General features: G+C 65.3%; 21 protein-coding genes. 14 read left to right on the plus strand and 7 right to left on the minus strand.

Annotation, left to right across the window (positions count from 1 at the left end; all coding sequences use genetic code 11):
- Nucleotides 1-6: 6 nt before the first annotated feature.
- From Q4S45_RS14465 to Q4S45_RS14475, 3 genes are all read left to right on the plus strand, one after another.
- Nucleotides 7-3,165 carry an efflux RND transporter permease subunit gene (locus tag Q4S45_RS14465; protein WP_305505343.1) on the plus strand — a complete coding sequence of 1,053 codons (3,159 nt, stop codon included), beginning with the start codon at nucleotides 7-9 and terminating at the stop codon, nucleotides 3,163-3,165.
- Nucleotides 3,162-4,544: an efflux transporter outer membrane subunit gene (locus Q4S45_RS14470; protein ID WP_305505345.1), complete on the plus strand. Its 1,383-nt coding sequence runs from the start codon at nucleotides 3,162-3,164 to the stop codon at nucleotides 4,542-4,544. The genes Q4S45_RS14465 and Q4S45_RS14470 overlap by 4 nt, the downstream gene beginning before the upstream one ends.
- A 201-nt stretch (nucleotides 4,545-4,745) precedes the next feature.
- Nucleotides 4,746-6,338 carry a methyl-accepting chemotaxis protein gene (locus Q4S45_RS14475; protein ID WP_374046039.1) on the plus strand — a complete coding sequence of 531 codons (1,593 nt, stop codon included), beginning with the start codon at nucleotides 4,746-4,748 and terminating at the stop codon, nucleotides 6,336-6,338.
- Nucleotides 6,339-6,394: 56 nt separating this feature from the next.
- On the opposite strand, the gene hemW is transcribed toward Q4S45_RS14475, so the two are convergent.
- Both hemW and rdgB read right to left on the minus strand, forming a co-directional pair.
- Entirely contained in the window at nucleotides 6,395-7,633 is a 1,239-nt protein-coding gene (gene hemW, locus Q4S45_RS14480) for a radical SAM family heme chaperone HemW (protein ID WP_305505347.1), read from the minus strand.
- Nucleotides 7,630-8,214 carry an RdgB/HAM1 family non-canonical purine NTP pyrophosphatase gene (rdgB, locus tag Q4S45_RS14485; protein WP_305505349.1) on the minus strand — a complete coding sequence of 195 codons (585 nt, stop codon included), beginning with the start codon at nucleotides 8,212-8,214 and terminating at the stop codon, nucleotides 7,630-7,632. Before rdgB ends, hemW begins: the two co-directional genes overlap by 4 nt.
- 143 nt (nucleotides 8,215-8,357) lie before the next feature.
- Between rdgB and Q4S45_RS14490 the strand changes: the two genes are divergently transcribed.
- On the plus strand, nucleotides 8,358-11,234 hold the full coding sequence (locus tag Q4S45_RS14490) for a PAS domain-containing protein (RefSeq protein WP_305505351.1): 2,877 nt from the start codon (nucleotides 8,358-8,360) through the stop codon (nucleotides 11,232-11,234).
- On the opposite strand, the gene rph is transcribed toward Q4S45_RS14490, so the two are convergent.
- From rph to Q4S45_RS14505, 3 genes are read right to left on the minus strand one after another with little or no spacing between them, the layout of a single operon-like run.
- A complete protein-coding gene (gene rph, locus Q4S45_RS14495; RefSeq protein WP_305505353.1) occupies nucleotides 11,231-11,959 on the minus strand; it encodes a ribonuclease PH in 729 nt (242 codons plus the stop codon). The genes Q4S45_RS14490 and rph overlap by 4 nt on opposite strands.
- A 22-nt stretch (nucleotides 11,960-11,981) precedes the next feature.
- Nucleotides 11,982-12,926, minus strand: a complete 945-nt coding sequence (locus Q4S45_RS14500; RefSeq protein WP_305505355.1) for a PP2C family serine/threonine-protein phosphatase — start codon at nucleotides 12,924-12,926, stop codon at nucleotides 11,982-11,984.
- Between the two features lie 13 nt (nucleotides 12,927-12,939).
- Entirely contained in the window at nucleotides 12,940-13,923 is a 984-nt protein-coding gene (locus Q4S45_RS14505) for a serine/threonine-protein kinase (protein WP_305505357.1), read from the minus strand.
- 94 nt (nucleotides 13,924-14,017) lie between these two features.
- Here Q4S45_RS14505 and Q4S45_RS14510 point away from each other — a divergent pair, with 94 nt between their 5' ends.
- The 6 genes from Q4S45_RS14510 to Q4S45_RS14535 all read left to right on the plus strand — a co-directional run bounded on the left by Q4S45_RS14510 (nucleotide 14,018) and on the right by Q4S45_RS14535 (nucleotide 19,307).
- The gene (locus Q4S45_RS14510; RefSeq protein WP_305505359.1) at nucleotides 14,018-14,905 is read left to right on the plus strand and encodes a YicC/YloC family endoribonuclease; all 888 of its coding nucleotides are present in this window, start codon (nucleotides 14,018-14,020) and stop codon (nucleotides 14,903-14,905) included.
- A gap of 126 nt (nucleotides 14,906-15,031) precedes the next feature.
- Nucleotides 15,032-15,676: a guanylate kinase gene (gene gmk, locus Q4S45_RS14515; RefSeq protein ID WP_305505361.1), complete on the plus strand. Its 645-nt coding sequence runs from the start codon at nucleotides 15,032-15,034 to the stop codon at nucleotides 15,674-15,676.
- Between the two features lie 43 nt (nucleotides 15,677-15,719).
- A complete protein-coding gene (rpoZ, locus tag Q4S45_RS14520) occupies nucleotides 15,720-15,923 on the plus strand; it encodes a DNA-directed RNA polymerase subunit omega (protein WP_154359737.1) in 204 nt (67 codons plus the stop codon).
- A 76-nt stretch (nucleotides 15,924-15,999) separates the two neighbouring features.
- Nucleotides 16,000-18,243: a bifunctional (p)ppGpp synthetase/guanosine-3',5'-bis(diphosphate) 3'-pyrophosphohydrolase gene (locus Q4S45_RS14525; RefSeq protein ID WP_305505366.1), complete on the plus strand. Its 2,244-nt coding sequence runs from the start codon at nucleotides 16,000-16,002 to the stop codon at nucleotides 18,241-18,243.
- Between the two features lie 51 nt (nucleotides 18,244-18,294).
- Nucleotides 18,295-18,936: a nucleotidyltransferase domain-containing protein gene (locus tag Q4S45_RS14530; protein WP_305505368.1), complete on the plus strand. Its 642-nt coding sequence runs from the start codon at nucleotides 18,295-18,297 to the stop codon at nucleotides 18,934-18,936.
- Nucleotides 18,937-18,977: 41 nt separating this feature from the next.
- Nucleotides 18,978-19,307 carry a hypothetical protein gene (locus Q4S45_RS14535; protein WP_305505370.1) on the plus strand — a complete coding sequence of 110 codons (330 nt, stop codon included), beginning with the start codon at nucleotides 18,978-18,980 and terminating at the stop codon, nucleotides 19,305-19,307.
- 54 nt (nucleotides 19,308-19,361) lie between these two features.
- On the opposite strand, the gene Q4S45_RS14540 is transcribed toward Q4S45_RS14535, so the two are convergent.
- A complete protein-coding gene (locus Q4S45_RS14540) occupies nucleotides 19,362-19,790 on the minus strand; it encodes a YciI family protein (RefSeq protein ID WP_305505371.1) in 429 nt (142 codons plus the stop codon).
- A gap of 381 nt (nucleotides 19,791-20,171) precedes the next feature.
- Here Q4S45_RS14540 and Q4S45_RS14545 point away from each other — a divergent pair, with 381 nt between their 5' ends.
- Nucleotides 20,172-20,675 carry a DUF2726 domain-containing protein gene (locus Q4S45_RS14545; RefSeq protein WP_305505373.1) on the plus strand — a complete coding sequence of 168 codons (504 nt, stop codon included), beginning with the start codon at nucleotides 20,172-20,174 and terminating at the stop codon, nucleotides 20,673-20,675.
- Here Q4S45_RS14545 and greB read toward each other — a convergent pair.
- Nucleotides 20,651-21,217, minus strand: a complete 567-nt coding sequence (gene greB / locus Q4S45_RS14550) for a transcription elongation factor GreB (RefSeq protein WP_305505375.1) — start codon at nucleotides 21,215-21,217, stop codon at nucleotides 20,651-20,653. The two genes, Q4S45_RS14545 and greB, sit on opposite strands and share 25 nt — an antisense overlap.
- 89 nt (nucleotides 21,218-21,306) lie before the next feature.
- On the opposite strand from greB, the gene Q4S45_RS14555 reads away from it, so the two are divergent.
- From Q4S45_RS14555 to Q4S45_RS14565, 3 genes are read left to right on the plus strand one after another with little or no spacing between them, the layout of a single operon-like run.
- Nucleotides 21,307-21,903 carry a hypothetical protein gene (locus Q4S45_RS14555; RefSeq protein ID WP_305505377.1) on the plus strand — a complete coding sequence of 199 codons (597 nt, stop codon included), beginning with the start codon at nucleotides 21,307-21,309 and terminating at the stop codon, nucleotides 21,901-21,903.
- A 14-nt stretch (nucleotides 21,904-21,917) separates the two neighbouring features.
- On the plus strand, nucleotides 21,918-23,006 hold the full coding sequence (locus tag Q4S45_RS14560; RefSeq protein ID WP_374046111.1) for a histidine kinase: 1,089 nt from the start codon (nucleotides 21,918-21,920) through the stop codon (nucleotides 23,004-23,006).
- Nucleotides 23,003-23,650 carry a response regulator transcription factor gene (locus Q4S45_RS14565; protein ID WP_305505381.1) on the plus strand — a complete coding sequence of 216 codons (648 nt, stop codon included), beginning with the start codon at nucleotides 23,003-23,005 and terminating at the stop codon, nucleotides 23,648-23,650. Before Q4S45_RS14560 ends, Q4S45_RS14565 begins: the two co-directional genes overlap by 4 nt.
- The last annotated feature ends 204 nt before the right edge of the window (nucleotides 23,651-23,854 follow it).

A 23,854-nucleotide genomic window follows, 5' to 3' on the forward strand; every position in this document is an offset into this window, starting at 1 on the left:
TTCTTCATGGCTCGCTTCTTTATTGACCGCCCGATCTTCGCGTGGGTGATCGCACTGTTCATCATGGTGATGGGCGGCGTCGCGATCAAACAACTGCCGATCGCGCAATACCCTACCGTCGCGCCACCGTCCATCGTGGTGACCGCGGCCTACCCCGGCGCCTCGGCGCAAACGCTGGAGGACAGCGTCATCAGCGTGATCGAACGCGAGATGAACGGCTCGCCCGGCCTGATCTACATGGAGTCGATCAGCCAGGCCAACGGCACCGGCACGATCACGCTGAGTTTCGAGACCGGCACCGATCCCGACCTGGCCCAGGTGGACGTGCAGAACCGCCTCGGCCGCGCCACCCCGCGCCTGCCGCAGGCGGTGGTGCAGCAAGGCGTGCGCGTCGACAAGGCGCGCTCGAACTTCCTGATGTTTACCATCCTGTCGTCGGACGATCCGAAGTGGGACCCGATCGCGCTGGGCGACTACGCCTCGCGCACCGTGCTGCCGGAAATCCAGCGCATCAAGGGCGTCGGCCAGGCGCAGCTGTTCGGCACCGAGAAGGCGATGCGCATCTGGATCGACCCGGCCAAGCTGGTCGGCTTCAACCTGTCGGCCAATGACGTCAACGCGGCGATCCGCTCGCAGAACGCGCAGGTCTCGTCGGGCACCATCGGCGACCTGCCGCTGATCTCGGACCAGACCACTACCGCAACCGTGGTCGTCACCGGCCAGCTCACCTCCGTCGAACAGTTCGGCAACATCATCCTGCGCGCCAATCCGGACGGCTCGTCGGTGCGCCTGCGCGACGTGGCCCGCATCGAAATCGGCGGCCAGAACTACTCGACGTCGGCGCGCCTGAACGGCAAGCCGTCGACCGGCATCGGCATCCAGCTGTCCCCGTCGGGCAACGCGCTCGAGACGGCGACGCTGGTGCGCAAGCGCATGGAAGAACTGTCGAAGTACTTCCCGCCCGGGATGAAGTGGGCGATCCCGTTCGACAGCTCGAAGTTCATCGATATCTCGATCAAGCAGGTCGTCGAAACGCTGGTCGAAGCGGTGATCCTGGTGTTCCTGGTGATGTACCTGTTCCTGCAGAACTTCCGCTACACGATCATCCCGACCATCGTGGTGCCGGTCGCCTTGCTCGGCTCCCTGGCCACCCTGCTCGCGCTGGGCTTCTCGATCAATGTGCTGACCATGTTCGGCATGGTGCTGGTGATCGGTATCGTCGTCGACGACGCCATCGTGGTGGTGGAAAACGTCGAGCGCATCATGAGCGAGGAAGGCCTGCCGCCGCTGCAGGCCACGCGCAAGGCGATGGGCCAGATCCAGGGCGCCATCATCGGCGTGACCGTGGTGCTGATCTCCGTGTTCGTGCCGCTGGCGTTCTTCGCCGGCGCGGTCGGCAACATCTACCGCCAGTTCTCGGCGGTGATGGTGTCGTCGATCTTCTTCTCGGCCTTCATGGCGCTGTCGCTGACCCCTGCCCTGTGCGCGCACCTGCTCAAACCTGTCGAAGCGGGCCACGCCCACGCCAAGACCGGTTTCTTCGGCTGGTTCAACCGCGGCTTCTCCAGCACCGCGAAGAACTACGAAGGCGTCGTCGCCAAGACCCTGCGCCACACCGGCCGCGCGCTGGCCGTGTTCGCGGTGGTGATCGGCGTCGTCGCGCTGCTGTTCATGCGCATGCCGTCGTCGTTCCTGCCCAACGAAGACCAGGGCTACATCCTCGCCAACATCCAGCTGCCGGCCGGCGCCACGCTCCAGCGCACCAACAAGGTGCTGGACGACGCCGAGAAGTTCATCATGAAACAGCCGGAAGTGGCCGCGATGGTGGCGGTGGCCGGCTTCAACTTCTCCGGCCAGGGCCAGAACGTGGCGCTCGCCTTCATTCCGCTGAAGGACTGGAAGGAGCGCAAAGGCGCCGGCCAGGGCGCGCAGGATGTGGCCAACCGCATCACCGGCGCGCTGTCGAAGCAGCGCGACTCGTTCGTGTTCGCCTTGAGCCCGCCGCCGATTCCGGAACTGGGCCGCGGCACCGGGTTCTCGTTCCGCCTGCAAGACCGCGGCGGCAATGGCCGCGAGGCTTTGCTGGCCGCGCGCAACCAGATGATGGGCATGGCGGCCAAGAGCCCGATCCTGGCCGGCGTACGTCCGGAAGGCCTGGAAGACGCGCCGCAGCTGCAGCTCGACATCGACCGCGACAAGGCCAATGCGCTGGGCGTGACGTTCGACGCGATCAACGCGGCGATTTCGACTTCGCTCGGCTCGGCCTACATCAACGACTTCCCGAACGCCGGCCGCCTGCAGCGCGTCGTCGTGCAGGCCGATGCGAACGCGCGTATGCAGCCCGACGACCTGCTCAAGCTGAACGCGGTCAACGCGCGCGGCCAGCAGGTGCCGCTGTCGGCCTTCGCTTCGACCCGCTGGATCACCGGCCCGATGCAGACGGTGCGCTACAACGGTTATCCGACCATGCGCCTGTCGGGCGACGCCGCTCCGGGCCACAGTACCGGACAGGCGCTCGAAGAGATGGAACGCCTGGCGGCGCAGCTGCCGCAAGGCTTCGCGTTCGAGTGGACCGGCCAGTCGCGCGAAGAAAAGCTGTCCGGCTCGACCGTGTTCGTGCTGCTCGCGTTCTCGCTGCTGGCGGTGTTCCTGGCGCTGGCCGCACTGTACGAAAGCTGGTCGATCCCGGTGTCGGTGCTGCTGGTGGTGCCGTTCGGCGTGCTCGGCGCGCTCTTGGCGGCCAACATGCGCGGCTTTCCGAACGACGTTTACTTCAAGGTCGGCCTGATCACCATCATCGGCCTGGGCGCCAAGAACGCGGTGCTGATCATCGAGTTCGCCAAGGACCTGCAGGCGCAAGGCGTCGGCCTGGTCGAGGCGGCGATCCGCGCCTGCCACCTGCGCTTCCGCCCGATCCTGATGACGTCGATGGCCTTCATCCTTGGCGTGCTGCCGCTGGTGATCGCCGGCGGCGCCGGCTCGGCCAGCCAGCGCGCCATCGGTACCGGCGTCATGGGCGGCATGATCAGCGCCACCGCGCTCGGCGTGTTCTTCGTGCCGGTGTTCTTCGTCGTGATCCGTTCCATTTTTAAAGGCAGCGAGCGCCAGCGCAAGCGGTACGCGCATGAAGAAGAAGCCCCTGTCGCAGTCGAGGAAAAAATATGATGAAACGATTCACCCTGGGCGCCTTGCCGCTCGCCCTTGCGCTGTCCGGCTGCATGTCGCTGGCGCCGAAATATGAAAGGCCGGCGGCGCCGATCGCCGCCAGCTTTCCCGAGGCCAGCCCGGCTGCGACGGAAGCGGCGTCGCAGATCGCCTGGCAACGCTTCTTCGCCGACGCGCGCCTGAAGCAGCTGATCGAACTGGCGCTGGCCAACAACCGCGACCTGCGCGTGGCGATCCTCAACATCGAGCAGGCCCGCGCCCAATACCAGATCCGCCGCGCCGACACCCTGCCGACCGTGAACGCGGCGATTACCGGCAGCCGCCTGCCCGGTGCGAACGACAGCACTACCAGCACCTACACCGCCGGCTTTGGCGTGAGCGCCTTCGAGCTGGACCTGTTCGGCCGCGTGAAGAACCTGAGCGAGGCGGCGCTGGCACAGTTCCTCGCCACCGAGGAAGCGCGCAAGTCGGCCCATATCAGCCTGGTCGCCTCGGTGGCCAACGCCTATCTGGCGCTGCTGGCCGACGACGAGCTGCTGGCCCTGACCCGCCAGACCCTGGCCGGCCGCGAAGAGTCGCTCAAGCTGATCCAGCTGAAGTTCGACAACGGCGTGGTGTCGAAGCTCGACCTGCAGCAAGGCGTGTCACTCGTCGACGCCGCGCGCGTGGTGCTGGCGCAGCAAGTGCGCCAGCGCGCGCAAGACGCCAACCTGCTCACGCTGCTGGTGGGCCAGCCGCTGCCCGAGAACCTGGCGCCGGCGCGCACGCTGGCGCAGACCGAGCTGTCCGAACTTCCGGCCGGGCTGCCGTCCGACCTGCTGGCGGTGCGTCCCGACATCCGCGCGGCCGAGCAGCAGCTGATCGGCGCAAACGCCAACATCGGCGCGGCGCGCGCCAATTTCTTCCCGCGCATTGCGCTGACCGGCAGCGCCGGCACCGCCAGCTCGCACCTGTCGGGTCTCTTCAAGAGCGGCTCGTTCGGCTGGACCTTTGCGCCGCAGGCGGTGCTGCCGCTGTTCGACTATGGCCGCAACAGCGCCACCCTGGGCAGCGCGAAAGCGGGCCGCGACATCGCGGTGGCGCAGTACGAGAAGAGCATCCAGGTGGCGTTCCGCGAAGTGTCCGATGCGCTGGCCGGCCAGGCCACCTTCGCCGAGCAGCTGCGCGCGCAGCGATCGGTGGCCGCGGCCGAAGCCGACCGCTTCAACCTGTCGGACCTGCGCTACAAGGCCGGCGCCGCATCCTATCTCGACTTGCTCGACGCCCAGCGCTCGCTGTTCGCCGCGCAGCAGGCGGCGGTGCAGGCCAACCTGCTGCGCCTGCAGAACCAGGTCACGCTGTACCGGGTGCTGGGCGGCGGCTGGACCGAGGTCCGCTGACCACGCCGGACGCGGCAATGAAAATGGGGTCAGGTCCGCCGGACCAGACCCCGGAACGGCATTGTTGCTTTGCCTCGGTCAGATGACACATTTGTTTCCCAAGTACAACAAATTTCCATCGCAATGTAGCCCAGCAGCGCCCAAAAGCGGATAATAGTTGCCTCGAAGTATCGTTTTTATATCTACCGACGGGCGATTATCATGTTTTCCAACCTACGCATTGGCACGCGGCTTGCGGTCGCCTTCGCCGTTGTCCTGCTGCTGTCGATCGCATCGACCGCCTACTCCCTGGTGACGGCGCGCGCCGCCGCCGAATCGACCAGGCGCATGACCGAGCTCCCGCTGGTCAAGGAGCGCCTGGTCAGCGACTGGTACCTGTACACCTACTCCGCCATCGCCCGCACCGCGCTGATCGCGCGCAGCACCGACGAGACGCTGTCGACCACCTTCGCCAAGCCGATCGCCGACAGCGTGACCAAGGCGAGCGAATTGATCAAGCAGGTCGAAGCCGTCCTCACCAGCGATGAAGAAAAAGCCATGCTCAAGGCGATCGTCTCCGACCGCGCCAAATACCAGGCCGCCAAAGTCGAAGTGATGAACGCGAAGAGGGCTGGCGACGCCGAAGCGAGCGTGCGCATCTTCAACGACGCCTTCATGCCCGCGGCCGAATCGTATTCGGCCAGGGTGAAGGCCTTGCAAGCGTTCCAGCGCAAGGCCATTGACGACACCGCGCTCGCCCTCGAAGCGGCCAGCGCCCGCGCCTTCAGGCTGTTGCTGCTGCTCGGCGTTCTGGTGGTGGCGATCGGCGCCGTGTTTGCTTACCTGATCTCGCGCAGCATCACCCGTCCGCTGAAATCGGCAATCGATGTCGCCGCCACCGTCGCCAACGGCGACCTGACCACGACGTTCGACGCCGCGTCGAAGTGCGAAATCGGCGACCTGATGCGCGCACTGAAGTCGATGAACGACGCGCTGGTCAAGGTCGTCTCCGAAGTGCAGACGGGTACCCGCTCGATCGCCACCGCATCGAACGAGATCGCGGCCGGCAACCTCGACCTGTCGGCGCGCACCGAGCAGCAGGCCAGTTCGCTCGAAGAGACCGCGGCGTCGATGGAAGAATTGACGTCCACCGTGCGCCAGAACGCCGACAACGCCTACCAGGCCAACCAGCTCGCGCTGGCCGCGTCGAACGTCGCCGCAAAAGGTGGCGACATCGTCGGCAAGGTCGTCGATACGATGGGCTCGATCGATTCGTCCTCGCGCAAGATCGTCGACATCATCGGCGTCATCGACGGCATCGCCTTCCAGACCAACATCCTGGCGCTGAACGCCGCGGTCGAAGCGGCGCGCGCCGGCGAACAGGGCCGCGGTTTTGCGGTGGTGGCGTCGGAGGTGCGCTCGCTGGCGCAGCGTTCGGCCAGCGCCGCGCAAGAGATCAAGGACCTGATCGGCGACTCGGTCGGCCAGGTCAACATCGGCACGAAGCTGGTGCAGGAAGCCGGCACGACGATGCGCGAAGTGGTCGACAGCGTCGCCCGCGTCAACGACATCATGTCCGAGATCACCTCGGCTAGCCAGGAACAGCGCATCGGCATCGACCAGGTGAACGAAGCGATCGCGCAGATGGACCAGGTGACGCAGCAGAACGCGGCGCTGGTGGAGGAAGCGGCGGCAGCGGCGGCCAGCATGCAGGAACAGGCGGAGACGCTGGCCAGTGTGGCGGCAGGCTTCAAGCTGGCGGCGGGACGGCAGCATCCAGCGGTTGCAAACGAAACGCGTTTGCGCCTCGCGTAAGCTCACGCGGCGTCGACAAACCCGGGGTCAGATTCGGCGAACCTGACCCCATTTCTTTATGCGCCGAGGAACATTTGCTGCAGGTCGTTCAGGAAGCGCTGCCCCAGCTCCGTCGGCCGGATGATCGTGTGGTCGCGGTAGATCAGCCCCTTGGCCTCGGCCGCATTGAGCGGCGCGTCGATCGCGTTGATGCCCATGCCGGTGCGTTCGCCGAACAGGTTCGGCGAGAACCCCTCGGTCAGCCGCAGGGTGTTGAGCATGAACTCGAACCCCATGTCGGCGCGCGAAATCTCGTGCTCTTCCTGCACCGGATTGCCGGCCTGCGCCGCCTTGATATATGACTCGGGCTGCTTGAAGCGGGCCTGGCGCAGGATCCGGTGCGGGAACGATATCTTCGAATGCGCGCCGGCGCCGATGCCCAGGTAATCGCCGAACTCCCAGTAATTCATGTTGTGGCGCCCGCGCCGTCCGCGCTGCGCATACGCCGACACTTCGTAATGCTCGAACCCCGCCGCGGCGGTGGTCTCGGCAATCATGTCCTGCATGTCGGCGCTGGCGTCGTCGTCCGGCAGTGCAGGCGGAAACTTGGCGAACACCGTGTTCGGCTCCATCGTCAGGTGGTACAGCGACAGGTGCGGCGGCGCAAACGACAGCGCCGTGGCCAGGTCCTTCTCGGCCTGAGCCAGCGTCTGCGACGGCAGCGCGTACATCAGGTCGAGATTGAAATTGTCGAAATTGGCCTGGGCGATTTCCACCGCGCGCATCGCCTCCCCGTCGTCGTGGATGCGCCCCAGCGCTTTCAGGTGGTCGGCGTTGAAGCTCTGGATGCCAATCGACAGGCGGTTCACGCCACTGGCGCGGTATGACTTGAACTTCTCCGCCTCGAAGGTGCCCGGATTGGCTTCCATCGTGATCTCGGCGTCGATTTCGAGCGGCAGCAAGGTGCGCACCATCGACAGCAACTGGTCCAGCCCCTTGGCCGACATCAGGCTCGGCGTGCCGCCGCCGATGAACACCGTGTAGACCTTGCGGCCCCAGATCAGGGGCAGCGACTGCTCCAGGTCGAGGCGCACCGCGTCCAGGTATTCCTGCTCCGGGAATTCGCCGCGCGCTTCGTGCGAATTGAAGTCGCAGTAGGGGCATTTGCGCACGCACCACGGAAAATGGATGTACAGCGACAGCGGCGGCAACGCCGCCAGGTTCAGCGCGCCCGGCTGCAGGTACTGCAAGGCGCTTGACGCGGGCGAGCGCGGTTCGGTCTTGTGGCCGGCGCCGACGACTTTGATCGGAATCATTTCAGCTTCCCGACCAGCGCCCGCAGCGCCTGGCCGCGGTGCGATTGCGCGTTCTTCTCGGCCGGCGCCAGCTCGGCGGCCGACTTGCCCAGCGCCGGCAGCCAGAAGTGCGGGTCGTAGCCGAAGCCGTTGGCGCCGCGAGCGACAGGGCTGATTTCGCCGGCCCAGACGCCGTCGGCGATCACCGGCTGCGGATCGTCGGCGTGGCGTACATACACCAGCACGCAGTAATAATAGGCCGACTTGTCGGCGTGCGCTTCCAAGTCGGCGATCACCTTCTCGTTGTTGCGCTCGTCCGACTTCGGCTCGCCGGCGTAGCGCGCCGACCACACGCCGGGCGCTCCGCCAAGCGCGTTGACGCACACGCCCGAATCGTCGGCCAGCGCCGGCAGGCCGGTCAGGCGCGAGGCGTGGCGGGCCTTGGCCAGCGCGTTCTCGACGAAGGTGGCGAACGGTTCTTCCGCTTCGGGCACGTCGAATTCGCCCTGTGGATGCAGCTCGAAACCGAGCGGCGCGAGAATGGCGGAAAATTCCTTGAGTTTGCCGGCGTTGTTGGACGCGAGGACGAGGCGTTGGGTCATGATGGTGGGAGACGGTGCGGGGAAGGCGACATTTTACCCTGTCGCGGCAAACGTGCTTCGCTTGACTGGGCTGCAACACTAAGGTCAAATCGCGGTGCGGCCGCAGCTACATTGGGTACCTGGCCACGCCATTTATCGAGCCAATGACCAACTTAGCAACAAAGCGCCACGCCCCCGTCGATTTTCGGACCCTGTTCGAAGCCACGCCCGCGCCCTACCTGGTGCTCGCGCCGGACTTCACGATCCTGGCGGTTAACGACGCCTACCTGAAGGCGACCGTCAACACCCGCGAGGCCATCGTTGGCCGCCACCTGTTCGACGTCTTCCCCGACAACCCCGACGATCCGTACGCCGACGGCGTTCGCAGGCTGCGCGCTTCGCTGCTGCGCGTGCTGGCGACGCGAACCGCCGATACGATGGCGGTGCAGAAGTACGATATTCCCCTGCCCGACGGCTCCTTCGAAGAGCGTTACTGGAACCCGGTGAACGCGCCGGTCCTCGATGCGAACGGCGAAGTGACCCAGATCATCCACCGCGTCGAGGACGTCACCGCGTTCGTGCAGTCGCAGGCGCACGCCGTGCTGGCGAAACGGGAGATCGCGGCGCGCGAGGACGATACCGAAGATCGTGCGCGCTTCGCCAACCTGTTTCAGCAGTCGTCGACGTTCATGGCGATGCTCACCGGGCCCGAACACCGCGTCGAAGTGGTCAACTCGGGCTACCTGGGACTGATCGGCCACCGCGACATCGTCGGCAAGACCATCGCCGAGATCCCCGGCATCGCCGCGCACGACTTCCTGCGCCTGCTCGACGAGGTGTACCGCAGCGGCAGGCCGTTCGCCGCCAATGGAGCGCGCTACCCGGTGCAGCCGATTCCAGGCGGCCCGGTGGACGAGCGCTTTATCGACTTCGTGCTGCAGCCGATCCGCGGCGACAACGGCAAGGTGCGCGGCGTGCTGCTGCAGGGAGTCGACGTCTCCGACCGCGTGCATGCGGACGCGCGGCGCGACGCGCTGGTCGCCCTGACCGACGCCCTGCGCGACCTGAAGACGCCGGACGATATCGGCTTCACCGCCGCCCGGATACTGGGCGAGGCGCTGGGCACCAGCCGGGTCGGGTACGGCACCATCGATCCCGCCGCCGACACGCTGCACGTCGAACGCGACTGGTGCGCGCCCGGCGTGGAATCGCTGGCCGGCACGCTCCACCTGCGCGACTACGGTTCCTTCATCGACGACCTGAAGCTCGGCAGGTTCATTGCGATCGGCGATGTCGACGTCGATCCGCGTACGGCCCCGGCGGCCGCCGCGCTGCGCGCACGCAGCGCCGGCGCCTTCGTCAACGTGCCGGTGCTCGAAAACGGCGAGCTGGTTGCGGTCCTGTATGTCAATAATGCGTTGCCGCGCGTGTGGAGTTCCGGCGAGCTCGCGCTGATCGGCGAAGTGGCGGAGCGCGCGCGCACCGCGAGCGAGCGCCTGCGCAGCATGTGGGCGCTGCGCGAAAGCGAGGCAAAATTCCGCACCATCGCCGACGCCATGCCGCAAATGGTGTGGTCCACCCTGCCCGACGGCTTCCACGATTACTACAACCAGCAGTGGTACAGCTTCACCGGCGTGCCGGAAGGATCGACCGATGGCGAGGCGTGGAACGGCGTGTTTCATCCGGACGACCAGGCGCGCGCGTGGGATGCCTGGCAGCGCAGCCTGGCCAGCGGGCAGACCTACGAGATCCAGTACCGCCTGCGCCACCACTCCGGCGAATACCGCTGGGTGCTGGGGCGCGCACTGCCGGTGCGCGACGACGCCGGCCGGATCATTCGCTGGATGGGTACCTGCACCGACATCCACGCCCAGAAACTGGCCGAGGACGAACTGCGCCTGGCGGCCCGACGCAAGGACGAATTCCTGGCCATGCTGGCGCACGAACTGCGCAATCCGCTGGCGCCGATCAGCAGCGCGGCGCAGCTGCTGAAGATCCAGGCCGGCGACCAGCAGCGTGTGCACCAGGCGAGCGACATCATCAGCCGCCAGGTGCGGCACCTGACCCACCTGGTCGACGACCTGCTCGACGTGTCGCGCGTAACCCGCGGCCTGGTGCAGCTGGAAAAATCGGACCTCGACCTGAAGCAGGCGATCGCCAGCGCGGTCGAGCAGGTGCGTCCCCTGATCGAAGCGCGGCGCCATCACCTGACCATGCGCATCGGCTCCGGGCCGGCGCACGTACACGGCGACAAGACGCGCCTGGTGCAAGTCATCGCCAACCTGCTCAATAACGCTGCCAAGTACACGCCGCAAGGCGGCGACATCACGCTGTCGCTGGACATCGACGACGGCGAGGCGCTGGTCGCGGTGCGCGACAACGGCAGCGGCATTGCGCCCTCCCTGCTGCCGCACATCTTCGACCTGTTCATCCAGGCCGAACGCACGCCTGACCGGGCGCAGGGCGGCCTGGGGCTGGGACTGGCGCTGGTCAAGAGTATCGCGGCGCTCCATAACGGCAGCGTGCTGGCCGACAGCGAAGGGCTGGGCAAAGGCAGCACCTTCACCCTGCTGCTGCCGGTGGCGAACGGCGCCGCGCCCGAAGCCGCCGCCGCGCCCGAAGCCGCGGCGCATGCGGCGCCCCGGCGCGTGATGATCGTGGACGACAACCTCGACGCCGCCGAGTCCCTGGCGGCGCTGCTCGGCGCGGAGGGGCACCAGGTCGTGGTTGCCGAGGACGGCGCAAGTGCATTGCGCAGCGCCGCCGATGCCGCGATCGAGGTGTTCATCCTCGACATCGGCCTGCCCGACATGGACGGCTATGAACTGGCGCGGCGCCTGCGCGCGCGGCCGGATGGCGCCTCCGCGCTGATGATTGCGCTAACCGGCTACGGTCAGGCGCACGACCGCATCCTGTCGAAGGCGGCCGGGTTCGACCAGCATTTCGTCAAGCCGGTGGATATCGAATTGTTGTGCGAGCTGCTGGCCGGCGCGACAAACCCGGGGTCAGGTCCGGCGGACCTGACCCCAACTACTTCCTAGATGCCCAGCGCCTGTTTCTGCAGCTTGATCAGGTCGGCGATGCCGGCCTGCGCCAGGTCGAGCAGGCGGTTCATGCCGGCGCGGTCGAAAGCGGCGCCTTCGGCCGTACCCTGCACTTCGATGAAGTGGCCGGCCTCGGTCATCACCACGTTCATGTCGGTGTCGCAGCCCGAGTCCTCGACGTAATCGAGGTCCAGTACCGGCATGCCCTGGTACACGCCGACCGAGATCGCGGCGACAAAACTCTTGAGCGGAATTTCGGCAATCATGCCGCGCTGCTGCAGCTGGCGAAACGCGTCGTACGCCGCCACCATCGCGCCGGTGATCGACGCGGTGCGGGTGCCGCCGTCGGCCTGGATCACGTCGCAGTCGAGATGCAGTGTGCGCTCGCCGAACGCTTCGAGGTCGAACGCGGCGCGCAGCGAGCGCCCGATCAGGCGCTGGATCTCCTGGGTACGGCCGGACTGCTTGCCGCGCGCGGCCTCACGGTCCATGCGCGTGTGCGTCGAACGCGGCAGCATGCCGTATTCGGCCGTCATCCAGCCCTGCCCTTTGCCCTTCAAGAAGCCCGGCACCTTGTCTTCGATGCTGGCGGTGCAAATGACCTTGGTGTCGCCGCACTCGATCAGCACCGATCCTTCGGCGTGCTTGGTGTACTGGCGGGTCAGGCGGATGTCGCGCAGCTGTTCGACGGCGCGCCCGCTCGGGCGATTTGCAAAAGTCATGTAAGTCCTTGAAGTGAATATGTTATTTGAGTATCTGGGTGGAGCGCTCGATCGCGCCGCGGATTTCGGCGATCGCCTTTTCGATCTCGTCGTCGTTGAAGGCGTCGACCTCGGTCGCGGCGGCCGGCTCCGGCGTCGCCTGGATCGTGGTGCTGACCAGGTTATCGGGCAGCAGCTCGGTCGAAATCACGCTCGGCTCGGCCGACAGCGGCGAGGCGGCATCGGCTTCCGAACCTTGCCACATGATCGCCAGCGCGGTCGTATTGTCGCAGGCCAGGCCGCCGATGGACACGGCCATCTCGACCAGCTCGGGAATCGCGCGCACGATGGTCTGGGTCGCGAGGCGGTGCGTGATCTCCCCTTCCTCGAGCGGGCCCCACAGGCCGTCCGAGCAAAGCAGGATCACGTCGCCCGGCTGCAGGCTGGCCTGGCGCCCCACTTCCACCTTGGGCAGCGACGAGGCGCCGATGCAGTTATACAGCTTGTTGCGGTCCGGGTGGGTGGCGCGCTCGGACGGATCGGCCAGGCCGCGCGAAATCAGGTGCTCGATGTGCGAATGGTCGCGCGTGCGGCCCAGCACTTGGCCGCGCCGCATCCACAGCAGGCGCGAGTCGCCGCAGTGCGCCCAGATCGCGGTGTTGTGCTGGATCAGGCAGGCCACCGCGGTGGTGCGCGGCGTGTCCGGCAGGTTGGTCTCGGCGCGGTAGCGATGGATCTCGTGGTGCGCTTCGAGGAAAGCCTCTTCCAGGAAGCGCTCGGGCTTTTTCACGTAGGGCGCCGCCTGCTTCTGGAACAGCGCCGACATGGTCTGCATCAGGATGGTGGCGGCCATTTCGCCGCGCAGGTGGCCGCCCATGCCGTCGGCCAGCACCAGCAGCAGCGCGTCGCGGGTGAAGCTGTAGCCCATCCGGTCCTGGTTGACCTTGCGGCCGCCGATGTGGCTTTGCTGGTAGACGGAAAATTGCATGGGCGCTCCGGGATCAGTTGGTTTTCTTGCGGCCGATGGCGCCCAGGCGTCCGACCAGCGTGCGCAGCTGGCCGGTCAGCTTCTCGGCCGCGCCGACGGGCGCCGCTTCCGGGATCGGGGTCTGCAGCACCTTCTGCAGGGCGAACACGCTTTGCGGGCGCGCCAGCGGATCGAGCTCCAGGCAGGAGCGCACCATCGCCACCAGCTCGGGCGAGTAATGCGCCGCCAGCTTGGCGTAGTGCGGCTCCATCTTGTCGTCGGTCTTGCGCTGGTCGGCAGGCTGCGGCGGCTGGCCGGCCATGCAGGCGAACATCGAGGCGCCGATGCTGTAGATGTCCGACCACGGCCCCAGCGCCGCGGCCTTCGAATACAGGTCGGGCGGCGCGAAGCCGGGCGTGTACATCGGTGTCAGCTTGGGCACGTCGGCGTTGATGGTCTGGCGCGCGGCGCCGAAATCGAGCAGCATCGGGCTGCCGTCGCTGGTGCGCAGGTAGATGTTGGCCGGCTTGAGGTCCAGGTGCAGCAGCTTGTTGGCGTGGACTTCGCGCAGGCCGCTGCATACCTCGGTGAAGACCTGGCGCACGAAGGCCTCGCCCACCTTGCTGCCCTTGGCGTTCAGGCGCGCGATGTGCTCCTGCAGCGAGTGGCCCGATTCGTAGGCCATCACCATATAGACAGTCTCGTTGGCGCGGAAGAAGTTCAGGACGCGCACCACGTTCGGGTGGGCGATCAGCGCCAGCGCACGGCCCTCTTCGAAAAAGCACTTGAGGCCGATGCGGAAAACGGGCAGGTTCTTGCGCTCGATGACCGGAATCAGCTCGCCCGGCTGGCGCAGCGCCAGGGCGCTGGGGAGGTATTCCTTGATCGCCACCGCATTGCCGTCACCGTCATACGCCAGATAAACAATACTGAACCCACCGGACGCAATTTTCTTTACAATGCGATATCCAGCAATTTCCAGCCCATCGGGCAACGGGGCGTTGTTTTGTGCAGCCATGAAGGGTTCCTTGCTTAACACGGCGATTGTGTGGATAAATCACAGCTTTGTAAAGAAAAGATAAAAACCGGGGACTCCATTGAGCATTTCAAGCATGACAGGCTACGCTGTCGCGACCAGCGAAGGCGCGGCAGGAACTCTGACGATTGAGATCAAGAGCGTCAACTCGCGCTTTCTCGACCTGCAGTTTCGCATCAACGACGAATTGCGCGCACTCGAACCGGACCTGCGCGCCGCAATCATGGCCGCCATCACGCGCGGCAAAGTTGAAGCGCGCCTGAGCTTCGGCCGCAAGGTCGCCGGCGGCTCGCAAGCCCTGAATGCCTCGCTGCTGGCCGACCTCGCGCGCCTGCAGCAGGAAGTGACCCGCCATTTCGTTTCGGCCCCGGTGATGTCGGTGGCCGAGCTGTTGCGCTGGCCGGGCGTGATCGAGGAAGCGCAAGTGGGCCAGGAGTCGCTGCAGGCCGATGTCGCCGCCCTGACCGCGCGCACCGTCGCCGCGTTTGTGGAGAGCCGCCAGCGCGAAGGCGCCGCGCTGCAGGCCATGCTCGAATCGCGGATCGATGCGATGGACGTCATCGTCAAGCGCATCACGCCGCTGATCCCGCAGGTGATCGCGCAGTTCCAGCAGAAGGCGGTCGAGCGCATGCAGGATGCGCTGGGACTGGCCGGCCACGGCGCGCCGTCCACCCTGTCGCGCCAGGAAGCGTTCGAGCGGATCCGCCAGGAAGTGACCTTGTATGGCATCCGGATCGACGTCTCGGAGGAGCTGTCGCGCCTGACCGCGCACCTGACCGAAACGCGCCACATCCTGAAAAAAGGCGGCCAGGTCGGCAAGCGCCTGGACTTCATGATGCAGGAACTGAACCGCGAAGCGAACACGCTGGGCGCCAAGGCCTCGGTCAAGGAACTGGCCGACGCCTCGATGGAATTGAAGCTGCTGATCGAGCAGATGCGCGAGCAGGTGCAGAATCTCGAATAAGCGGCGGCGCATGCAGCATCGGGGTCTGGTCCCGGGGACTGACCCCATGTTGAATTTTTCGCGCCGAAGCAAATGGGGTCAGGTCCGCAGGACCAGACCCCCGATTAACATTTAGGACTTATTAACATGAATACCAACTCCGCCTTCGCCGGCAGCCTGTTCATCGTCGCGGCGCCGTCGGGCGCCGGCAAATCGACCCTGGTCAACGCCCTGCTGGCCCAGGAACCGGCGATCAAGCTGTCCATCTCGACGACCACGCGCCAGCCGCGCCCGGGCGAGCAGGACGGCCGCGAATACCACTTCACCACGCCCGAGGATTTCGTTGCGCGCGCCGACGCCGGCGAGTTCCTCGAATGGGCTGAAGTGCACGGTAATTACTACGGCACCTCGCGCCTGATGGTCGAAAAGGAGATGAAGTCCGGCACCGACGTGCTGCTGGAAATCGACTGGCAGGGCGCGCGCCAGGTGCGCAAGCAGTTCCCGTCGGCGGTCGGCATCTTCATTTTGCCGCCTTCGATCGCCGCGCTGGAAGAGCGTTTGTACAAGCGCGGCCAGGACGAACCGCACGTGATCACCAAGCGCCTGCTGGCCGCCGGCGGCGAGATCGCTCACGCTCCCGAGTTCGACTATGCTATTATTAATGAAGAGTTCAACGTCGCCTTGTCCGAGATGAGCGCGATTGTCAAAGCGACACGTGCCCGGTTTCCCCAGCAAGCCGCGCGTAACGCCTCGCTCTTTGCCCAGCTGGGCATCCATGCGCTGCAGTCGTAATCCCCTCTCAGCCCCGGCACAATTCACCAGATCAGGAGTTACTATGGCCCGTATTACCATTGAAGATTGCTTGAAGAGTATCCCTAACCGCTTCCAGCTGACCCTGGCCGCGACCTATCGCGCACGCCAGCTGCTGCAGGGCCACACCCCGAAAGTCGAAGCCAAGGACAAGCCGACCGTCGTCGCGCTGCGCGAAATCGCCGCCGGCAAAGTCGGCCTCGAGATGCTGAAAAAGGTGCCGATGTAATTGAGGCGCCCTGCCTAATGTGTCAAGCCGCCATTCTGGTATCCTTTCATCACACTGCGGCAGATTGACCAAGCGTATGAACCTGACTTCCCCGGATTCGACACATTCAGGCACCCCCAAGACCCGGGACCGGCGCTCGGCGTCGCAGCCGCAAGACACCGCCCGCGGCCCCGCGCCGCCGGTGGCGTCGGTCACCCAGCTGTCGGCCAAGCTGTCCGAATACCTCACCCCCGCCGAACTGAAGAAGGTCAAGGAAGCATATCGTTTCTCCGACGAGATGCACCTGGGCCAGGTCCGCAAGTCGGGCGAGCCTTACATCGTCCATCCGATCGCCGTCGCTGAAATCTGCGCCGACTGGAAGCTCGACGCGCAGGCCATCATGGCCGCGCTGCTGCACGATGTGATGGAAGACCAGGACGTCAAGAAGGAAGAGCTGATCGAACGCTTCGGCGCGCCGGTCGCCACCCTGGTCGACGGCCTGTCCAAGCTCGAGAAAATCGAATTCCAGAGCCTGATCGAAGCGCAGGCCGAGAACTTCCGCAAGATGCTGCTGGCGATGGCGTCGGACGTGCGCGTCATCCTGATCAAGCTGGCCGACCGCCTGCACAACATGCGCACGCTCGAGCACATGGCGCCGGCCAAGAAGCGCCGCATCGCCGCCGAGACCATGGAAGTGTATGTGCCGATCGCGCACCGGCTTGGCCTGAACGCGATCTACCGCGAGCTGCAGGACCTGGCGTTCTCGCACCTGTACCCGATGCGCTACCGGACGCTCGCGAAAGCGGTCAAGGCGGCGCGCGGCAACCGGCGCGAAGTGGTCAAGAAAATCCTCGAGGCGGTCAAGAACACGCTGGCCTCCGCCGACATTCCGGCCGAAGTGTACGGGCGCGAGAAGACCCTGTACGGCATCTACAAGAAGATGCGCACCAAGCACCTGTCGTTCTCGCAGGTGCTCGACGTGTACGGCTTTCGCGTGGTGGTCGACAGCTTCGCCCAGTGCTACGTGGCGCTGGGCACCCTGCACGGCCTCTACAAGCCGATGCCTGGCAAGTTCAAGGACTACATCGCGATCCGCAAGCTCAATGGCTACCAGTCGCTGCACACCACCCTGATCGGCCCCTACGGCACGCCGGTCGAATTCCAGATCCGCACCCAGGAGATGCACCGCACCGCCGAATCGGGCGTGGCCGCGCACTGGCTGTACAAGAACAACGAGTCGAACCTGTCAGACCTGCAGCAGAAGACCCACACCTGGCTGCAGTCGCTGCTCGACATCCAGCAGCAGACCGGCGACTCGGCCGAATTCCTCGAGCACGTCAAGGTGGACCTGTTCCCCGATTCGGTCTACGTGTTCACGCCGAAGTCGAAGATCATCGCGCTGCCGCGCGGCGCCACCGCGCTCGACTTCGCGTATTCGATCCACACCGGCATCGGCGACCATACCGTCTCGGTCAAGATCAACAACGAGCCGGCGCCGCTGCGCAACGAGCTTCACAACGGCGACATCGTCGAAATCGTCACCGACCCTTCTTCGCGCCCGAGCCCGACCTGGCTGAGTTTTGTCCGCACCGGCAAGGCGCGCTCGGCGATCCGCCACCACCTGCGCACGGTGAACCTGAACGAGTCGGTCGAGCTGGGCGAGGAACTGCTGGCGCAGGCGTTGTCGGCGCTCAACATCAATCCCGACCTGCCGCAGCCGACCATCGAAAAGCTGCTCAACGAGTCGTCGGCCAAGTCGATGGAAGACCTGTACGCGGAGATCGGCATCGGCAAGCGCATGGCCGCGCTGGTGGCGCGCCACATCTTCGGGCTGATCGACGACGACCAGGGAAACCTGCCGTCGCAGCATCACCTGGTGCCGGCGGAACTGGATCCGGTGACGATTTACGGCAGCGAAGGCGTATCGGTGCAGCTGGCGCCGTGCTGCCTGCCGATCCCGGGCGACCAGATCACCGGCCAGCTGCGGCGCGACCAGGGGCTGATCGTGCACACCAGCGACTGCCTGCCTGCCAAGCGACTGCGCATCAAGGAACCGGACCGCTGGATCGCGGTGCAGTGGGGCGCGGAGCTGAACCGCCGCTTCGACTGCCGCATCCGGGTGCTGATCAACAATGAAAAAGGCATCCTGGCGCGCGTCGCCGCGGAGATCGGCGAGTCCGACGCCAACATCACCTACGTCGGCATGGACGAGGACATCGAACACGTCATGACGCAACTGCGCTTCACCATCCAGGTCAAGGACCGGGTGCACCTGGCGCACCTGATCCGCAACCTGCGGCGCGTGGCCGGCGTGACGCGGGTGGAGCGCGAGCGCGCCTGACGCAGCAGCAGCCGTTGACACGTGCCCATTTTGGGCATTAACATACCTTTTATGGGTATTTACGCTGATGCATTATTCACGAAGACACAACAGCGCGTGCTGGCAGTGTTGTTTGGTCAATCTGAGCGCTCGTTCTACGCCAACGAAATAATCGCCTTGGCGGCTTCGGGGTCCGGGGCCGTGCAGCGGGAACTCGCCCGATTGGAGGCAGCTGGGCTGGTCACCGTGCACAGGGTCGGCAACCAGAAACATTACCAGGCCAACCACGCCGCGCCGATCTTTGCGGAGCTCCGCTCCATCGTACTCAAGACGTCCGGCGTGACGGATGTGTTGCGCGCGGCGCTGCAGCCACTGTGGACTCGCATCGAAATAGCCTTCGTCTACGGGTCGATCGCCAAAGGCACCGAGCGTGCGGGCAGCGACGTTGACCTGATGGTGATCGGATCGCTGGCGTCGAACGCACAGTTGCTGGAAGCCTTGTTGCCCGCGCAAGCGCAATTGGGCCGGGTGGTCAATCCGACGTTGTACACTTCGGAGGAGTTTGCGCAGCGCGTGCGCGATGGCAGGTCCTTCATAATGCGCGTGCTGGAGCAGCCGAAAGTCTTTGTAAAGGGGACTGAAGATGGCATCGTCCGAATCGGCGGCATTGGCGAATCTGGAGCGAATTGGGAAGCTCAAGGCGGAGCCGCCTGACGTCAGAGAGAGAAACGGCCAGGTTATTACGCTCAGCTTCAGTGCGCTTACAGGACGCCAGGCAGCCTGTCCTTTCGCTGGAAAGCCGATTCGACCTTGCCTACAATGCCGCGCACGCCGCGGCGCTGTCGGCCCTTCGTGCCCATGGCTACCGCAGCGAAAACCGATATCTGGTGTTCCAGTGCCTCGAGCACACCCTCGGATTTACGCCACAGCAGTGGCTGTTGCTCGATCAAGCGCACAAGAAGCGCAATCTTGCCGAGTATGAAGGTGAGCTAGATGTCACGACGAGTTTCGTGGATGAATTGATCGACCAGGTCGATGTGCTGATTGCCGCGGCGCGAGGAATTACGCCCGCTGGGCCTTCCTAACGCGCCAACAGAAAATGGGGTCAGGTCCGCTGGACCAGACCCCGGCCGCGACGTTCAGGTTTGCGACTGAATCTGCGCGCGCTGGCGCTCCTCCTGCTCGCGCAACTCCGGCGTGAACTCGGCGCCGAAGTCCTCGGCTTCGAAGATCTGGCGGATCTCGATGTCGGCCTGGCCGCTGGCCATCGGCATTGGCACCTTCTTGACCCACTCGATCGCCTCTTCCTTCGACTTGCATTTCCAGATCCAGAAACCGGCGATCTGCTCCCCGGTCAGCGGGAACGGGCCCTCGGTCACGCTCACCTGGCCGCCTGCAAAATGCACTTTGGCGCCCTTCGAAGTCGGGTGCAAGCCCTCGCCTGCCTGCATGATGCCCGCATCGATCAGCGACTGGTTGTAAGCGCCCATGTCGGCCAGCAGTTGCTGGCTCGGCATCACGCCAGCCTCGGTATCCTTGTCGGCCTTCAGCAAAATCATGAATCGCATCGTCGTCTCCGGTTGTTGGGATTAAGGTGAGCAAAATTATCACATTTTTGGACAGCCGACGACCAAAATGGGGCCCGGCCCGCAGGACATGACCCCTCCATCGCGTTACTTGAACAGCTTCAACAGCGCCAGCAGCAGCTTCAGAAAATCGTCCCAATACCCCACCGTCGCGCCAATCGAAGCCAGCAGTTCCGTCATCGTCTTCTCCCATGTCGTCGTCAATTGCGGCGCGTCGCACCGCCCGGATAGTCCGACGGGAATGGTAATTTGATAATCCGAGCAGCCTCTTATCGCGTCTCAATCAAACCACAGTGACAATTGAATAGTTTCCATGCGGCAAAACAACGTATCGTTTATGCATTCGTGCTCAAGGAAACCGCCATGTCCATCGCCCTGCTTCTGATTTGCGTTGTCGCCATCGTGCTGGCGGCATGTGTGAAGGCCGTCCAACGTCCCGCGGGTGGAAACGCCGCCGGGTTCAAGGCCAAGCCCTTCCTCACCGCCAACGAGATGGAATTCTTGGGCCGGCTCGAGCGCGCCGTGCCGGAGTACCGCTTCCACGCCCAGGTGGCGATGGGCGCCCTGCTGGAGCCGGCGATGGCGAAGAAGTTGAATGGGCGCGAGTACATGCGGGCGCGCGGCATGTTCAGCCAGAAGATCGTCGATTTCGTCGCGCAGCGCCGCGACACGGGCCAGATCGTGGCGATCATCGAACTAGACGACCGCACCCACCATACGGAAAAGGACGCGAAACGCGACGCCATGCTGCAGCAGGCCGGCTACCGCGTCATGCGCTGGACGTCCAAGGCGAAACCGGCCACCGCCGAGATCCTCGACTCGCTGCTGGGCACCCCGCCGAGTCAGTCCGCTTCCGGCGCCGGATAGCTGACGCCGAGGATTTCCAGCTCCTCCGTCCCGAGCGGCGTCTGCAGTGTGACCACGTCGCCCTCGCGCGCCTTGGTCAGCGCGCGCGCCACCGGCGAGACCCAGCTGATCTTGCCCTTGAGCGGGTCCAGTTCGTCGATGCCGACGATGGTGACGGTGTGCTCCTCGCCGGCGCCGTTCTGATAATGCACGGTGGCGCCGAAGAACACCTGGTCGTTGCCGTGATGGACAGTCGGATCGACCACGGCGGCCGAGTCCATGCGCTTGGTCAGGAAGCGGATCCGGCCGTCGATCTGGCGCAGGCGCCGCTTGCCGTAGATGTAGTCGCCGTTCTCCGAGCGGTCGCCGTTCGACGCGGCCCAGTGCACCACCTTCACCACTTCCGGCCGCTCGACATCGATCAGCTGCAGCAGCTCGTCCTTGATGCGCTGGTAGCCGGCCGGCGTGATGTAGTTCTTGGCGCCGGCGGGGATCGCCTGCGCCAGCGCGAGCGCTTCCTCGTCGTCCTCGTTGTCGGACTCTTTGACAAATGCTTTATTCATCGGACTATTGTAACCGGCGGTGGAAAACCTGGGTCTGCCCCCGCGGGCCAGACCCTTTGCAGCCGCCCTGTTGCGGTATGATGGCCGCAATGAAACGATCCCGCACATTGCGCAACCGGCTGCTCTCGCCCCTGGTGTACCTGGGCGCGCTGATCCTGCTGCTGGAGGAGTGGTTCTGGGACCTCGGCCTGCGCCTGGTGCGCCTGATCGCCGGCTGGCCGCCGCTGAAGGCGCTGGAGCGGCACATCGTCGCGCTGCCGCCCTACGCCGCGCTGGCCGCCTTCGTGCTGCCCGCGCTGCTGCTCCTGCCGGTGAAGATCATCGCGCTGATCGCCATCGCCAGCGGCCACCCGATCTCGGGCATCGCCGTCATCGTCGTCGCCAAGATCGGCGGCGCCGCGCTGGTGGCGCGCATCTACTTCCTGACCCGCCCCACCCTGCTCACCCTGGCGTGGTTCGAACGCTGGCACACCCGCTTCATCGATATCCGCGACCGCTGGATCGCGCGCCTGAAAGCCACCGATGCCTACCGCCGCGTGAGCATGCTGTCGGCGCTGATGCGCGGCGCCGCGCGCACCTTCTTCGCCCGCCTGCGTCCCCGCGTGAAATCCGGCGCGCGCAGCGCCAGCCGCCCGGCGCGCATGCTGCGCCGCTTCATCGCCATCTGGCGCGCACGGCGCCGTTGACCCACATGACCACCATGACCCCACCCGCCATCGACTACGAAGCCCGCTTCAACGCCATCGTCGGCCACATGCCCGGCATGGTGGTCCAGCTGGCGCAGGATGCCGGCGGCGCCATCCATTTTCCGTACCTGAGCGAAGGCTGCGCCGCCCTGCTTGGCCTGTCCGCGGCCGAACTGCAGCGGGACCCGGACCTGTTCCTGCGCCTGATCCTGCCGGAAGACCGCAAGGGCTACCTCGATTCGATGCAGGCGTCGGCCGCCGCGCTGTCGGCCTGGAACTGGGAAGGCAGGATCTGGATCGACGCCTGGAAGGACGTCAAGTGGATCAACCTGCGCGCGACGCCGCATCCGATGGAAGGCGGCGTGCGCTGGGACGGGATCATGACCAACATCACCGCGGGCAAGCTCGAACAGCAGGAGGCGGCCAACTCGCGCGCCGGCCTGGCCGAGCTGACCGCCCACATCGAGGAAGTGAAGGAGCAGGAACGCACCCGCATCGCGCGCGAAATCCACGACGACCTGGGCGGCAACCTGACGGCCATCAAGATGGCGCTGGCGATGCTGGCCAGGCGCCTGCCGCCGGAGCAACCGCAGCTGGCCGACAAGGCCGCCTACGTCGATGCGCTGGTCGACCGCACGATCGAGGCGGTGCACCGCATCTCGCTCGACCTGCGCCCGCCGATGCTCGACTTCGGCATCGTCGCCGCGCTCGAATGGCAGGTGCGCGAATTCGAAAAGCAGGCCGGCATCGCCTGCACGTTCACCACCAACGAGAAGGACATTGACCTCTCGCCCGACCACGCGATCGCGCTGTTTCGCATCTTCCAGGAGGCGCTCACCAACATCGCCAAGCACGCCCGCGCGACGCAGGTGACGGTGGCGCTGCAGCGCCAGCGCCAGCACATCTCGCTGAAGATCAGCGACAACGGCGCCGGCGTCGCCCAGGCCGACCGCGTCAAGCCCGGCTCGTTCGGCCTGCGCGGCATGAGCGAGCGGGCGCGCGCGCTGGGCGGCACAATGACCTTGTCGGCAGCGCCCGGAGGTGGCACCATGGTGGCCATCAAGATCAAGCTCGCCTCGCCAGGAACCGAACCGCAACAATGACCGAAAAAGCCACCATCCGCGTATTCATCGCCGACGACCACGCCATCGTGCGCGAGGGCCTCAAGCAGATCCTGGCCGACTCGCGCGACATCGTCGTCGCCGGAGAGGCCGAAAACGGTCTCGACGCGATCAAGCTGTTTCGCAAGGCCAAGTGCCACGTGATGCTGCTCGATATCTCGATGCCCGACCGCAGCGGCATCGAAGTGCTCAAGCAGGTCAAGAAGGAGCATCCGGAAATGGCGGTGCTGATGCTGTCGATGCACCGCGAGGACCAGTACGCGATCCGCTCGCTCAAGGCCGGCGCCGCCGGCTACCTGACCAAGCAGAGCGCGCCGCGCGAGCTGGTCGATGCGATCCGCCAGGTCGCCGCCGGCCAGAAATACGTCAGCGCGGCGCTGGCCCAGGAACTGGCGAGCCAGCTCGGCGAGGGACACGAGGCGGCGCCGCACGAGGCGCTGTCCGACCGCGAGTACCAGACGCTGACGATGATCGCGTCGGGCAAGACAGTCAGCGCGATCGCCGAGGAGCTCAAGCTGTCGGTCAAGACCATCAGCGAGTACCGCGCGCGCCTGCTGGTGAAGATGAAGCTGAAGAACAGCGCCGAGCTGACGCACTACGCGATCAAGAACCAGCTGATCGAATGATGCTAAAAATGGGGTCAGGTCCGCAGGACCAGACCCCGATGCTGCCGGCGGCGCGTCGCGAAGCGGGGACCTGACCCCATCTTGCAGGCGCGGCTAGCTATTTCGGCAATATTTTCAAAGCCGTGAAGTAAGGCCATTTCCCGCGTCCTTTCCGAACGATGACTTTTGATGAAGTCGATTATCATTCCTTCATCAAATAGCATC

This window comes from Massilia sp. R2A-15 (assembly GCF_030704305.1).
GTDB lineage: Bacteria > Pseudomonadota > Gammaproteobacteria > Burkholderiales > Burkholderiaceae_D > JAFCUW01.